Source organism: Kitasatospora sp. NPDC034023, from assembly GCF_055575795.1.
Genome location: NZ_JBVIRY010000037.1, coordinates 1 through 13,023, shown reverse-complemented (window position 1 = coordinate 13,023; position 13,023 = coordinate 1). Strand labels below are relative to the sequence as shown.

Below are 13,023 nucleotides of genomic sequence, written 5' to 3'. Positions count from 1 at the left end.
GTGGTGAACGCCGGATAGATGTTGACGTACCGTCAGAGAGCGTGCACAAGAGGCTGGTTGGCTGAAATCCGGAGGCCGCCTCGGGCCAGAATAGCCCGGACATGACAACTTCGACAGAGTTGTCGAAGTTGCGGAACCCGACCGTACGGCAAGGCGTCGACCCACGTCGGCCTGACCGCCCCGCGTGTGGACCTCCGGTTTCGCGACCGGCACTCCACAGCGCGAGGGGAGGCCGGTACTGATGGGACTCACCGGTCACGCGACGGCGGCAGCGGACCGGCCTCAGCGGGCCAGGAGGGGGAGGGGTGCGCCGGTGCGGGCCGGGAGTTCGAGGCGGGTGAGGAGGGCTGAGGGTGAGACCTCGACGACGCGGCAGCCGGCCCGGTGGCGGCAGTGGCGGGCGACGGAGCCGTGGCGCAGGCGGTCGAAGCGGCGGCGGGTGGCGGCGCCGAGGACGAGCAGGTCGTCGGGGCCGGTGACGGTGCCGATCAGGGCGGCCCCGGGGCCGGCGTTGATCACCAGCGGGCGGATGACCAGGCCGGACGGGTAGCCGCCGTAGGCCTGCTCGAAGGCGACGTCGAGGCGGCGGCGGGCGGCGTGTTCCGGTTCGGAGCGCGGTCGCAGCCCGTCGCGCTCGCCGGCCGTCCACGCGGCGACGGGCACCAGCACAGCTTCGTTCCGGGCCGCCTCGCCGACGGCGTGGTAGAGGGCGGCCAGACTGCTGAGTGATCCGCTCAGGCCGACGATCACTCGGGTGGTCCCGGTCATGGCCGTTCGCCTCCGTCTCTCCGGATTCGCTCCGGATCCGCTCTCTGGGGTTCGCTCCAGTGGGGCCGTCCGGTGGGGTTCTCCGGGTTGGTGCTCCTCGCTTCGGATGACTCCAGTGAACCCCGGAACGGCCTCCTCCGTACCGGCGCTGACACGACCATGACGCCGGTCACACGCATCTTGACGACCTCCTGACGACCTTCTGGCGACCTTCTGCCGGGGCGACGCCGACGTCTGCCTGGGCGAGCGGGGGGCGTTGGTGCCGTCGCCGGTGACCGTCACCGCGCGGATGCCCATCCTGCGCACCACCTCCCTGACAGTGCGTTCGAAGGAGCGTCAGAAGAGTGTCAAGGTCGGCGGCGACGGCGTAGGCGCTGCGTCAATGACGGGTGCGGTCGGTGTGCGGAGGGTCTCCACTGGAGAGGTCCGGCCGTACGGCCACCGCTTGAAGGGATCCCGCCATGACCGACGCCACCCTCGCCGTCGAGCCGCCGCTACGGCGCGTGGTGCGGCTGATCGACCGCCCGGCCGATCCGGAACCGCCGGCCCGGAGGCCGGAACCCGGGCCCGGGGCCGAGCCTGCCCACGACCGTAGCCGCCCGGCCCACTGCCGCATCGCGATGCAGTTCGAAGACTGACCGAGGAGCGCCGCCATGACCCAGCTCATCGCCCCACCCGTTGTCGGTGACGCCCGCGCCGCCGGGCACGCCGCACCCGCCGCCGATGCGCTCGGCGCCCCCTGGCCGGCCTCGGCGCGGCCCGGCCGGGGAGCCGATCTGCTGGTCGGCGGGGTCGGGCTGGCCGAGGCCGCCGAGCGGTTCGCCACCCCGCTGTACGTGCTGGACGAGGGCGAGGTCCGGGCCCGAGCCCGGGCGTACCGGCGGGCGCTGCCGCACGCCGAGGTGCTGTACGCGGCGAAGGCCTTCCTGTGCAGCGCGATGGCCGACTGGGTCGCCGACGAGGGCCTGGGCCTGGACGTGTGCTCCGCCGGTGAGCTGTGGCTGGCGGTCGCGGCCGGATTCCCGGCGCAGCGGATCCTGCTGCACGGCAACGCGAAGTCCCCGGAGGAGCTGCGGCTGGCGCGTCGGCTGCGGGTGGGGCGGATCGTCATCGACGGCCCGGCGGAGATTGCGAGGCTGGCCGCGCTGGTGGCCGCCGACACCCCGCAGAGGGTGCTGGTCCGGGTCGTCCCGGGGATCGCGGCCGGGCACCACGCGGCGGTGCGGACCGGCGTCGGCGGGCAGAAGTTCGGCTTCCCGATCGAGGGCGGTGAGGCGGCCGACGCGATCGCCCGGGTGCTCGATCAGCCGGGGCTCGAACTCGCGGGCCTGCACTGCCACTTGGGCTCGCAGATCACCGAGGTGCAGCCGTACCTGCGGGCGGTGGACGCGCTGGTGCGGCTGCTGGCCGAGGTCCGGGAGCGGCATGGTGGTGTGGAACTGCCCGAGCTGGACCTGGGCGGCGGCCACGGCATCCGCTACCGGTCGGGGGACACGGAGTTGGACCTGGCCGAGTTCGCCGTACGGGTGACCGACCGGCTGGCGGTGCGCTGCGCCGAGGCGGGCCTGGAGGTGCCACGGCTGCTGGTCGAGCCCGGTCGCGCGATCGCCGGGCCGGCGGCGGTGGCGGTGTACCGGGTGCTGTCCGTCAAGCACGGAGCGGACGGCCGCTGCTTCGTCGCGGTGGACGGCGGGATGAGCGACAACCCGCGCCCGGCCCTGTACGGATCGCCGTACGCGGTGCGGTTGGTCGGCCGCCGCTCGGAGGCGGGAGAGGCGACGGTGGACGTGGTCGGCCGCCACTGCGAGGCCGGTGACGTGCTGGTCCGGGATGCGGTGTTGCCCGCCGACCTGCGCCCGGGCGACCTGCTGGCGATGCCCGCCGCCGGCGCGTACCAGCTGTCGATGGCGTCCGGCTACAACCTGGTCGGCCGCCCGGCGGTGGTAGCGGTGCGCGACGGCCGGGCCCGCCTGCTGATCCGCCGGGAGACGGTCGAGGACTTCCGCCTGCGCGAAGTCGGCCGCTGAGGAGGCCGGGTGCGCGAGAAGTCGGCCCTGCCGACTTCTCGCGACACGGCACCCGTGTGGGCTTGGATTTCCGGCGGCAGCGCTCGCGAGCTCAGGCGGCGGGCCCTCGGCGGAGCGCGGTCAGGCGGTCTTGAGGGTGCCGCCGTCGATGACGTGGTCGGCGCCGTGGATGTTGGCGGCGCGGGCCGACAGCAGGAAGGCGACCAGGTCCGCCACCTCCTCGGGGGCGGTGAGGCGGCCCGAGGCGATGCCGAACTGCCCGGGCAGGGCCGCGAGCAGGTCGTCGTGGTCCACGCCGGACGCTGCGGCCACCTTGCCGCCGAACCCGGCCGGGTCGGTCCACAGCGGACTGGCGGTGAGGCCCGGAGTGACGGTGTTCACGCGGACACCGCGCGGCGCCAGTTCCTCGCTGAGCCGCTTCCCGAAGTGGGTCAGCGCTGCCTTGGCCTCCCCGTAGCCGACCGGCGAGCCGGTGGGCATGCGGGCGTTGATCGAGGAGATGTTCACGACCGCGCCCTTGCGCTCCAGGATGCTCGGCAGCGCCGCCTTGGTGGTCCACACCGCGCTGAACAGGTTGAGATCGAACATCCGCTGCCACTGTTCGTCGTCGGTGTCCAGGAACCCGCCGAGGGACAGCGAATTCGCGTCGCCCGCGCCGACGTTGTTGACGAGGAAGTCGATCCCGCCGACCGCGGTGAGCGCCTGGTCGACGATCGACCGCGCCCCCTCGCGGGTGCTCAGGTCGACGGACACCGCCGCGGCGGCGACCTTCTCCAACTCGGGTGTGACGGTGCGGGCGGCACCCACCACCCGGACACCCTCCGCAGCCAGGGTCCGAGCGATCGCGAGGCCGATGCCGCGACTCGCGCCGGTGACCAGAGCGGTCCTGCCGTTGATACCGAGGTCCATGACTTCCCCGTTCGTGGATGACGAATTCTTGAACTGCAGGTCTAAAATAAGGGCGCAAAAAAGCGCCGTTGCTTGAGGCGGCGTGGTTCAGAGGCCTTGAGGTGGTGTGCCTCAGAGGCCTGCCAGGGTCGTGTCGATGATCTGGTGCAGGACCGGCCGGTCGAACGTCCTGGCCATGACCCGGAGCCCGGCAAGGGCGGTCTGGAGGAACAGCGCCTGCGCCCTGGCGTCCAGGGCCCGGTCGATGTCACCGTCCCGCTGCCCCTGCTGGAGGCGGGCGGTGAACAGCCCGATCATGCGCTCCTCCATGCGCCGCACCGCGCGGGTGGCCTCCTCGTCCCGTCGGCCGAGCTCCGAAACGGTGTTCTGGGCGAGGCATCCGCGGCGGACCGGGCCGTCCAGGTCCATGTCCACGAGCAGGACGAAGTACGCGCGGATGCGTTCCTTGGTGGTGCCGGGCCGCGCCAGGAACTCCTCGGTCACCTCTGCCGCGGTTCGGTCGTAGAGGTCCAGAGCCCTGGCGAACAGCTCACGCTTGGAACCGAAGGAGTGGTACAGGCTGCCCTTGCCGATGCCGGTCGCCTCGGCGAGGTCGGCGGGGGAGGTGTCGGCGTAGCCCTTGGTCCAGAACGTCTCCATCGCCTGTGCGATGACCACGTCCGGTTCGAAGCTCTTCGGCCTGCCCATGGCACTACCGTAGCGAGTACTTGACCTCCAGGACAAGTACTAGGCGTCGGCGGGACCGCGGGGCGGGGTCGTCGTTACGCGAGAAGTCGGGCCGGCCGACTTCTCGCGCAAGGGCGTTCGGGAGTTGGGAACTCCGCCGCGCTTGATGGCAGTGACGAACCCGCGCCGACCCGTAGCGACGCCATTCGGGTGAACGGTCGCCAGGTTCCTTCGTTCACGCCCGACGGGCACGCCAAGCTGGGCGGCGCAGTTTCCGAACTGCCGATTCCGAACTTCCGAGGAAAGGCCGGCCGATGACCCGTGCGCTGATCGTGGTGGACGTACAGAAGGACTTCTGCGAGGGCGGAAGTGTGCCGGTCGGGGGTGGTGCCGACCGGGCGCGGGCGATCGCCGACCTCGTTCAGGGGCCGGACCGCAACGGGTGGAGTCGGGTGGTCGCCACCCGGGACCACCACATCGACCCGGGCGGTCACTTCTCCCCGAACCCCGACTTCCGCGACTCCTTCCCGGTGCACTGTGTGGCGGGGAGCGAGGGCGGCGAGTTCCATCCGCTGTTCGCGCCGGCCGTCGAGTCCGGCGCCGTGGACGAGGTGTTCTTCAAGGGTGCGCACTCGGCCTCCAAGAGCGGCTTCGAGGGTTTCACCGCCGACGGCACGCCGATGGCCGACTGGTTGCACGACCAGGGCGTGGACGCGGTGGACGTGGTCGGCATCGCCACCGACCACTGTGTGAAGGCCACCGCGCTGGACGCCGTCAAGGCCGGGTTCGCCACCCGTGTCCTGCTGGACTACACGGCGGGCGTCGCCGCCGACACCACGGACGCCGCGCTCGGGGAGCTGGGTCGTGCGGGGGTGGACCTGGCGGGCACTCCGGTCGTCCTGGCCGGGTAGTCGCCCTGGCCGGCCGGTCGTGCCGGCCGGATAACAGAACGGTTGCGGAGCCCACCCTTCACGCGTCCAGGGGTTGACGGCGCGGGGAGGGTGGGCGTTTGCTGTGTCCCGCTCGTTGGAACCTGTTTGGTTCTGGTTTGTTTTGTGTGTTTGAACGTTCAAAACGTTGCAAAGCATCAAATGGCGAGCGCCACCCACTCCCCTCCCTGCTCTCCAGCGCCGCCCCACCGAGAGGAATGCAATGTCACACCTTTCCCGACGCGACCTGTTCCGCGCCTCCGGAGCCGGCCTGCTGGCCCTCACCGCCGGAGGCGCCCTCACGGCCTGCGGCGGCGGCTCCGGCTCGGGCGGTGCCTCGGGCGGGGACGCCGACACCGGCACCATCACCGTCTGGTCCTGGGCCACCGCCGCCGACGCCCTGCGCGGCATCGTCCCGGCCTTCGAGAAGGACAACCCCGGGATCAAGGTCGACGTCCAGGACATCGGCGAACCCGCCATCTGGGACAAGATCACCGTCGGCCTGGCGGCCGGCGGCCAGGGCCTCGGCGACGTCCTGCACATCGGCTGCGACTACCTGCCGGGGTACATGGAGAAGTTCCCCGGCGGCCTCGCCAACCTCTCCGAGTTCGGCGCCGACGCCCACAAGGACAAGTTCGCCAAGGGCCTGTGGCCGGTCGTCACCGGCAAGGACGGCCACGCCTACGCGCTGCCCTGGGAGGTCAACCCGCTCGGGTTCTACTACCGCAAGGACTACTTCGACCGGGCCGGCATCGACCCCGAGTCCCTCGCCACCTGGGACGACCTGATAGCCGTCGCCGACCGCTTCAAGGCCGCCAACCCCGGCATCGCCATGATCGGCCTCAACAAGGCCGCCAACCCCACCCCCGACCTGGACTTCCTCCAGGGCCTGATGCAGCTCCAGGGCGCCTTCTACTTCGACCTCCAGGGGAAGATCACCGTCGGGTCCGAGCCGGCCGTGCGCGCCCTGACCATCATCAAGCGGCTGGAGGAGGCCGGGATGATCGGCGACACCCCCGGCGTCCAGAGCTGGCCGCCCGTGATGAAGACCGGCAAGCTCGCGGTGGCCGCGATGCCCGCCTGGGCCGCGCACTACCTGGAGAAGAAGTTCCCCGACCAGAGCGGCAACTGGCGCCTCACCAAGCCCCCGGCGGTCACCCCGGGCGGCAAGCGCACCGCCCTGGTGAACTCCACCCACCTGGCCGTCGCCGCCTCCAGCCCGCGCCGCCGCGCCGCCTGGAAGTTCGTCGAGTACGCGCTCACCCGCCCCGTCTCGCTGAACGCCATGTTCAACGCGGGCGGCGTCTTCCCCGCCCTCACCGAGGCCTACACCGACCCGCTGTACTCCGCGCCGAGCGCCTTCTACGGCGGCCAGCCGGTGCTCAAGACCTTCGCCGACCTCGCCACCGACGGCGGCGACCCCACCAACTACTCCGGCGACTACGCCCGCGCCCTCAAGCTCGTCAGCGACGCCCAGACCAAGATCCTGCTCAAGGGCGGCGACCCGGCCGCCGTCCTCCAGGACGCCGCCAAGCAGCTCGCCCAGCAGACCGGGCGCGGTATCGCATGACCGCCGCCACCCCGTCCGTCGCCCTCGCCAAGGAGGCCGCGCGGGCGCACCGCACCTTCCGGTGGCGCCGCACCGCCCTGCCGTACCTGCTGCTCGCCCCCGCCCTGCTCACCTTCGGCGTGTTCAAGGCCTACCCGGTCATCGACTCGCTGCTGCTCTCCTTCACCACCGGCTCCGGGGCCGCCACCCGCAACGCCGGCGTCGCCAACTACCGGCGCCTGCTGGACGATCCGCTGTTCTGGACGGCGCTGCGCAACACCGCCGAGATCCTGATCGTGCAGGTCCCGCTGATGCTCGGCCTGGCCCTGCTGATGGCCGTCGGCATCAACTCCGTCGTGGTGCGCTGGCGCGCCGTGTGGCGGCTCGGCGTCTTCATGCCCTCCGTCACCGGCCTGGTCGCCACGGGCGTGATCTTCGCCTTCCTGCTCAACACCGACAACGGCGCGGTCAACTGGCTGCTGAACGCCGTCGGCCTGCCCGCCGTCGACTGGCTGGGCGACCCGTTCTGGGCCCGGATGTCCGTCGTCCTGGTGCTCACCTGGCACTACACCGGCTACAACGCGGTCATCTACCTGGCCGGCCTGCAGGGCATTCCCAAGGAGCTGTACGAGGCCGCGATGGTCGACGGCGCCGGACCGATCCGTCGCTTCACCGCCATCACCGTCCCCGCGCTGCGCCCGGTGTTGCTGTTCACCGTCGTGCTGTCCACCATCGGCACGCTCCAACTCTTCGACGAGCCCTACGTGCTGACCGGCGGCGGCCCGGACAACGCGACCCTCACCGTCTCGATGTACCTGTACCAGAACGGCTTCCGGTACTTCGACTTCGGCTACGCCTCCGCCATCGCCTACGCGCTCACCCTGCTCGTGTCGGTGCTCGGAGCGGTCCAGATGCGCCTGATGGGAGAGCGTGACCGGTGAACCTCAAGAAACTGCGGGGCTGGCCGCTCACCTTCGCCCTGGCCGCCGTCACGGGCCTGTCCATCGGACCGTTCTACTGGCTGGTGATCTCCTCGACCCGCCAGGACACGGAGATCTTCGACTGGCCGCCCAAGCTGCTGCCCGGCGGCCACCTGGGCGAGAACCTCGACCACCTCCAGCAGAAGATCGGCCTGCTCCGGGTGGTCGGCAACTCGCTGCTGGTGGCCGGGATCCAGACGATCGGCGCGCTGATCGTCGCACTGCTCGCCGGGTACGCCTTCGCCAAGTTCCGCTTCCGGGGCCGTACCGTGCTCTTCGCGCTGCTGTTCTCCACCCTCGTGGTGCCCGAACAGGTCATGCTGGTACCGCTGTTCAAGATGATGACGTCCTTCGGGCTGCTCGACACCTACCAGGCGCTCATCCTGCCCGGGCTCTGCGTGCCGTTCGCCATCTTCCTGATGCGCCAGTCGCTCTCCAGCATGCCGGACGAACTCCTGGACGCCGCCCGGGTCGACGGCGCGGGCGAGTTCCGGGTGCTGTGGAGCGTCGTCGTGCCGGTCATGCGGCCGGTGCTCGCGGCCCTGTCGATCTTCCTGTTCCTGGGCTCCTGGAACCAGTTCGTCTGGCCGCTGGTGGCTCTACGCAGCCCCGAGATGCACACCCTGCCGGTGGCCCTCGCCACCCTGCACGGCAACAAGAGCAACACCGACTACGGCGCGATCCTCTCCGGCACCGCGCTCTCCACCCTGCCGATGATGGTCCTCTTCCTGGTCCTCCAGCGGCAGTTCATCTCCGGCCTGCTGGCCGGCGCCACGAAGGGTTGATCATGACCGAGATCTGGGAACCGCACGCCCCGACGGTCGCCGGCGGCCTGCGCCCGCTGTACGCCGAGGGCGTGGAGCTGCGGGTCAGCGGTGCGGCGACCGCCCGCTCGGTGGGCGACGGGGTGGTGGAGGTGAGCGCCGAGGGCACGGGCGAGGTGCGGATCGAGTGGCGGGTGCCCTGCGTCGACGCCACCTCCCTCTGGACCCCTGAGCCGCGCGGCACCGGCTGGCTGCCCGCCGCCTGGAGCGCCCCGCGCCGCACCGGCCTGGCCATCGGCGCGCCGATCGCCGCCCTGGTCGGCACCGGCGACGTCACGCTGTGCGCCTTCGCCGCCGGGCGCCCCGACGTGCTGGCCGGGGCCGGAGTGGTCGAGGAGACCGGCGAGTTCCGGTTCTGGGCGCAGGCCACCGACCGGCTCACGGTGCGGATCGACACCTCGCGCCGGCACTACGCCCGCAGCCTGGCCGAACTCGCCGCCTGGTGGGGCGAGGACTTCCCGGCCGACATCCCCGAGCCCGCCCGCCGCCCGGCCTACTCCACCTGGTACTCGATGCACCAGGACGTCTCGCCCAAGGGCGTCGAGACCCAGGCCGCGCTCGGCAAGGAGCTCGGCATGGACGTGATCATCGTGGACGACGGCTGGATGACCGCCGACCGTACCCGCGGCTACGCCCACTGCGGCGACTGGGAGCCGGTCTCGCTGCCCGACACCGCCGCCCACGTGCGGCGCGTCCACGAGCTCGGCGTGCGCTACCTGCTCTGGTACGCGCTGCCGTTCATCGGCAAGGACAGTGCGGCGTACGAGCGGATCGGCCGCTACGCGCTCGCCGACGTCGCCCACATGGGCGCCATCGTCGCCGACCCGCGCTACCCCGAGGTCCGCGACTTCCTCACCGACCGGCTCGCCCGCGCCGTCGAGGAGTGGGGCATGGACGGCCTCAAGGTCGACTTCGTCGACTGGTTCGCCCGCGCCGCCGACAGCGCCGACGCTCCGGAGGCCGGCCCCGAGGCGGACTGCGCGAGCGTGGACGAGGGCGTGCAGCGGCTGCTCGCCGCCATCCGGCGCCGGATCACCGCCGCCGACCCGGAGGCGATGATCGAGCACCGCCAGCCGTACGTCAGCCCGGGTCTGTGGCCGTACGTCACCATGGTCCGCGCCACCGACTGCCCGCTCAGCCCGCAGGAGAACCGGCAGCGGACCATCGACGTACGCCTCGCCGCCGGGCCCGTCCCCGTCCACGCCGACATGCTGATGTGGCACCCGGCCGAACCGCCGGAGCAGATCGCCTGCCACCTGATCAACGTCCTGTTCTCCGTCCCGCAGGTCTCCGTCGACCTCACCACGCTGAGCGACGCGCAGCGCGAGGCCATCGCCTTCTGGCTCGGCGTCTTCCGCGACCACACCGCCACCCTGCAGCTCGGCGAACTGCTCCCCGCCCGGCCCGACCTCGGCTACCCGATGGTCACCGCGCGCGGAACCGACACCGTCGCCGTCGCCCGCTACGCCGCGCTGCCGGTGGACGCCTCCGACGACGGCTGGCGCACCCTGCTGGTGGCCAACGCCGACGCCGACCCGGACGTCCGGCTCACCGGCGGCAGCGGGACCGCCGCGATGACGGTGCGGGACGCCCGAGGGCGTATCGTCCGGCAGGGCGAGGTCGAGCTGGACCGGGCGGACACCATTCCTGTGCCGCGCGGCGGGCTGCTGACCCTGCGCCGCTGACCCCGTGCCGCCGCCGGCCGTGCACTGCCGCTGACCGTGTACTGCCGCCGACCGTGCACCGCCGCCGACCATGCCTGGAGGAGACCGCGTGCCCGAGGGACCGCAGCGACCGCGCCGCGGCGCCACCACGATCGAGGAGGTCGCCCGCGCGGCCGGGGTCTCCCGGCAGACCGTCTCCAACGCGCTCAACGCCCCGCACCGGGTCCGCCCGGCGACCCTGGACCGGGTGACCGCCGCGATCCGCGAACTCGGCTACCAGCCCGACCAGTCGGCCCGCTCACTGCGCAGCGGCGCCCGGCGCACCCTCGGCTACCTCGCCCCGGTCGACGACCCGCTCGACCCCAACCCGCTGATGGCCGGCTTCCTGGAGGCCCTGGTCGACGCGGCCGGGGCCGAGGGCCAGCGGGTGCTGCTGTTCCGGGCCGCCCCGCCGGCCGGGAACCCGGCCGCCGCGATCGACGAACTGGTGGCGGCCCGCCAGGTGGACGGGCTGGTGCTGGCCGACGTGCTGGCCGACGACGCCCGGATCGCGCACGTCGCCCGGCTCGGCGTCCCCTTCGTCAGCTTCGGGCGCACCGGCCCGGGGGAGCCGCAGCACTGGGTGGACATCGCCAACGACGCGGCGATGGCGGCGGTGGTGCGGCACCTCGCGGCGCTGGGCCACCGCCGGATCGGCTACCTCGGCGCCGCCGAGGACCTGCCCTGGATGGCGGCACGGCGGGCGGGCTTCCTCGCCGAGGCAGGGCGGCTGGGGCTGTCCGCGGTGACGGTGGGCGCTCCGGAGACGCCGGTCGGTCCGGCCGGGACAGTCGGTCCGGACGGGGCGGGGGCCGTCGGCGGGGCGGGCGCGGCGGGCTCGGCAGGGGTGGATGCCGCGGAAGGCGCCGCGGGTTCGGGCCCGGCGGAGGGCTCGGGGGCGCCTCGGTCGGCGGTCGCCGCCGTCCGGGCGCTGCTGCGCCGCCCCGACCGGCCGACCGCCTTCGCGGCGGGCAGCGACCTGCTGGCGCTGGACGTGTACGAGGCGGTCCGGGCGGAAGGGCTGGTGGTCGGGCCCGGCGGAGTGGCCGTCACAGGCTTCCACGACACCCCGCTCTGCCGCCACCTGCACCCCGCGCTGACCTCCGTCCGGCTGCCGCTGCGGGCGATCGCCGGCGCCCTGGTGGGCCGACTGCTCGGCCAGGTGCGCGGGGAGGCGGGGCCGGTGGCGGGGCTGGAGCTGCCTGCCGAGCTGGTGGCGCGGGGGAGCAGCGGGTAGGCGGACGAGTCCTACTCGGTGGCCGGTGCGACGATCAGTTCGCCGACCAGCCCGGCGGCCGTCGCGCGCTGCTCGGCGGGCAGGGCGTCGTCGGTGACCAGGACGTCCAGCTGCTCCAGGGTGGCGAAGGAGGCCAGGCCGACCGCGTTCCACTTGGTGTGGTCGGCCACCACGACCACCCGGCGGGCCGACTGCAGGAAGGCGCGGTTGGTCTCCGCCTCGGCCAGGTTGGGCGTGGTCAGCCCGGTCTCGGGGGAGAGGCCGTGGCAGCCCAGGATCAGGAGGTTGACGTGCAGGGAGCGGATCGCCTGGTCGGCCACCGGTCCGACCAGCGCGTCCGAGGGCGTCCGGACGCCGCCGGTGAGGATCACCGTCGTGGTGGCGGGGGTGCCGTCCTCGTCGGGCTGTTCGAGGAGGTCGGCGATCCGCAGCGAGTTGGTGACCACGGTGAGGCCCTCGACCGCCCGCAGGTGCCGGGCGACCGCGAAGGTGGTCGTTCCGGCGGCCAGCCCGACCGCCGAGCCGGGCGGCACCAGCGCGGCGGCCGCCCGGGCGATCGCCTCCTTGGCGGGCATTTCCCAGTGCGCCTTGGTCTCGAACCCGGGCTCGCCGCTGGCCGGCGCCTCGACCCGCACCGCGCCGCCGTGCACCTTCTGCACCAGGCCGCGGCGGGCCAGTGCGTCCAGGTCGCGGCGGATCGTCATGTCGGACACCCCGAGGTCCCGGACCAGCTCGGTCACCCGGACCCCGCCACGCGCGCGGACCTGCTCCAGGATCTGCACGCGACGCTGCCCGGCGAGCGGTTGGGCGCTGTCAGCCATCGGGAGGCCTCCTTCGACCACTTCCGGTGAGTGGTCCTGGTGGATAATGTTTGAGAGTGTAGCTTTATGTTGATTCCAACGGCTTCACTCAGAGGAAGAAGGCCATGCCCGGGACGACCCTGGCTCAGCCCACCGTCAGGACCGCGACCACCCTCGCGGACGGTCGGCAGCTGATCTACTACGACCGCGGCACCGCCGCCCCCCGAACCGCCCCCGACCGGCGCCCGCTGGACCCCCAGGCCCCCGGGTCCGAGGTCCGGCTCGACCCGGCCACCGGCGACTGGGTCACCATCGCCGCCCACCGTCAGGCCCGCACCTACCAGCCACCGGCCGAGGAATGCCCGCTCTGCCCGTCCCGGGACGGGCGGCTCAGCGAGATCCCGGCCGAGGACTACCAGGTGGCCGTCTTCGAGAACCGCTTCCCCTCGCTCGCCGGCCCGCCGGCCGACCCCTCCCCGGACGCCGACGGCCTGTGGACCGGCGGTCCCGGCGCCGGCCGCTGCGAGGTGGTCTGCTTCACCGCCGACCACGACGCCTCCTTCGCCGACCTCACCCCCGAGCGGGCCCGCCTGGTCCTCGACGCGTGGACCGACCGCACCGCCGAACTCTC

Annotated in this window: 12 protein-coding genes and 1 pseudogene; 9 read left to right on the top strand and 4 right to left on the bottom strand. The window is 72.6% G+C overall.

Translation table 11 applies throughout. The features are described from left to right. Positions 1–282: 282 nt before the first annotated feature. Positions 283–768, bottom strand: a complete 486-nt coding sequence (locus ACZ52R_RS35285; RefSeq protein WP_465617389.1) for a universal stress protein — start codon at positions 766–768, stop codon at positions 283–285. Between the two features lie 461 nt (positions 769–1,229). On the opposite strand from ACZ52R_RS35285, the gene ACZ52R_RS35280 reads away from it, so the two are divergent. Together ACZ52R_RS35280 and lysA are read left to right on the top strand one after the other, a co-directional pair. Further along, a complete protein-coding gene (locus ACZ52R_RS35280; protein ID WP_465617391.1) occupies positions 1,230–1,406 on the top strand; it encodes a hypothetical protein in 177 nt (58 codons plus the stop codon). A 15-nt stretch (positions 1,407–1,421) separates the two neighbouring features. After that, on the top strand, positions 1,422–2,795 hold the full coding sequence (gene lysA / locus ACZ52R_RS35275; RefSeq protein WP_465661976.1) for a diaminopimelate decarboxylase: 1,374 nt from the start codon (positions 1,422–1,424) through the stop codon (positions 2,793–2,795). 120 nt (positions 2,796–2,915) lie between these two features. Here lysA and ACZ52R_RS35270 read toward each other — a convergent pair whose 3' ends face one another. Next, positions 2,916–3,704 carry an SDR family oxidoreductase gene (locus ACZ52R_RS35270; RefSeq protein ID WP_465617395.1) on the bottom strand — a complete coding sequence of 263 codons (789 nt, stop codon included), beginning with the start codon at positions 3,702–3,704 and terminating at the stop codon, positions 2,916–2,918. Positions 3,705–3,815: 111 nt separating this feature from the next. Next, entirely contained in the window at positions 3,816–4,391 is a 576-nt protein-coding gene (locus ACZ52R_RS35265) for a TetR/AcrR family transcriptional regulator (RefSeq protein WP_465754824.1), read from the bottom strand. A gap of 293 nt (positions 4,392–4,684) precedes the next feature. Here ACZ52R_RS35265 and ACZ52R_RS35260 point away from each other — a divergent pair, with 293 nt between their 5' ends. From ACZ52R_RS35260 to ACZ52R_RS35235, 6 genes are all read left to right on the top strand, one after another. Beyond that, positions 4,685–5,281, top strand: coding sequence for an isochorismatase family protein (locus ACZ52R_RS35260; RefSeq protein WP_465617399.1), 597 nt, complete (start codon positions 4,685–4,687; stop codon positions 5,279–5,281). Between the two features lie 241 nt (positions 5,282–5,522). Then, positions 5,523–6,869, top strand: a complete 1,347-nt coding sequence (locus tag ACZ52R_RS35255; RefSeq protein WP_360491949.1) for an ABC transporter substrate-binding protein — start codon at positions 5,523–5,525, stop codon at positions 6,867–6,869. Continuing rightward, the gene (locus ACZ52R_RS35250) at positions 6,866–7,789 is read left to right on the top strand and encodes a carbohydrate ABC transporter permease (protein WP_465617403.1); all 924 of its coding nucleotides are present in this window, start codon (positions 6,866–6,868) and stop codon (positions 7,787–7,789) included. The genes ACZ52R_RS35255 and ACZ52R_RS35250 overlap by 4 nt, the downstream gene beginning before the upstream one ends. Further along, positions 7,786–8,613 carry a carbohydrate ABC transporter permease gene (locus ACZ52R_RS35245; RefSeq protein ID WP_465617405.1) on the top strand — a complete coding sequence of 276 codons (828 nt, stop codon included), beginning with the start codon at positions 7,786–7,788 and terminating at the stop codon, positions 8,611–8,613. Before ACZ52R_RS35250 ends, ACZ52R_RS35245 begins: the two co-directional genes overlap by 4 nt. A gap of 2 nt (positions 8,614–8,615) precedes the next feature. Continuing rightward, a complete protein-coding gene (locus ACZ52R_RS35240) occupies positions 8,616–10,337 on the top strand; it encodes a glycoside hydrolase family 36 protein (protein WP_465661977.1) in 1,722 nt (573 codons plus the stop codon). An 88-nt stretch (positions 10,338–10,425) separates the two neighbouring features. Next, positions 10,426–11,592 (top strand): LacI family DNA-binding transcriptional regulator, encoded by a 1,167-nt coding sequence (locus ACZ52R_RS35235; protein ID WP_465617409.1) that lies wholly within the window; start codon positions 10,426–10,428, stop codon positions 11,590–11,592. Between the two features lie 11 nt (positions 11,593–11,603). Here ACZ52R_RS35235 and ACZ52R_RS35230 read toward each other — a convergent pair whose 3' ends face one another. After that, complete coding sequence (locus ACZ52R_RS35230) at positions 11,604–12,413, bottom strand: DeoR/GlpR family DNA-binding transcription regulator (RefSeq protein ID WP_465754823.1); 810 nt, start codon at positions 12,411–12,413, stop codon at positions 11,604–11,606. Positions 12,414–12,517: 104 nt separating this feature from the next. Here ACZ52R_RS35230 and ACZ52R_RS35225 point away from each other — a divergent pair. Continuing rightward, positions 12,518–13,023, top strand: a pseudogene (locus ACZ52R_RS35225) (galactose-1-phosphate uridylyltransferase); the annotation flags it as partial.

What these genes read in the sequence shown, in the direction of transcription:
- ACZ52R_RS35255 (WP_360491949.1), top strand. Translation starts at nt 5,523, where the DNA reads ATGTCACACCTTTCCCGACGCGACCTGTTCCGCGCCTCCGGAGCCGGC.
- ACZ52R_RS35270 (WP_465617395.1), bottom strand. Translation starts at nt 3,704, where the DNA reads ATGGACCTCGGTATCAACGGCAGGACCGCTCTGGTCACCGGCGCGAGT.
- ACZ52R_RS35240 (WP_465661977.1), top strand. Translation starts at nt 8,616, where the DNA reads ATGACCGAGATCTGGGAACCGCACGCCCCGACGGTCGCCGGCGGCCTG.
- ACZ52R_RS35280 (WP_465617391.1), top strand. Translation starts at nt 1,230, where the DNA reads ATGACCGACGCCACCCTCGCCGTCGAGCCGCCGCTACGGCGCGTGGTG.
- ACZ52R_RS35265 (WP_465754824.1), bottom strand. Translation starts at nt 4,391, where the DNA reads ATGGGCAGGCCGAAGAGCTTCGAACCGGACGTGGTCATCGCACAGGCG.
- ACZ52R_RS35230 (WP_465754823.1), bottom strand. Translation starts at nt 12,413, where the DNA reads ATGGCTGACAGCGCCCAACCGCTCGCCGGGCAGCGTCGCGTGCAGATC.
- ACZ52R_RS35260 (WP_465617399.1), top strand. Translation starts at nt 4,685, where the DNA reads ATGACCCGTGCGCTGATCGTGGTGGACGTACAGAAGGACTTCTGCGAG.
- ACZ52R_RS35250 (WP_465617403.1), top strand. Translation starts at nt 6,866, where the DNA reads ATGACCGCCGCCACCCCGTCCGTCGCCCTCGCCAAGGAGGCCGCGCGG.
- ACZ52R_RS35285 (WP_465617389.1), bottom strand. Translation starts at nt 768, where the DNA reads ATGACCGGGACCACCCGAGTGATCGTCGGCCTGAGCGGATCACTCAGC.
- lysA (WP_465661976.1), top strand. Translation starts at nt 1,422, where the DNA reads ATGACCCAGCTCATCGCCCCACCCGTTGTCGGTGACGCCCGCGCCGCC.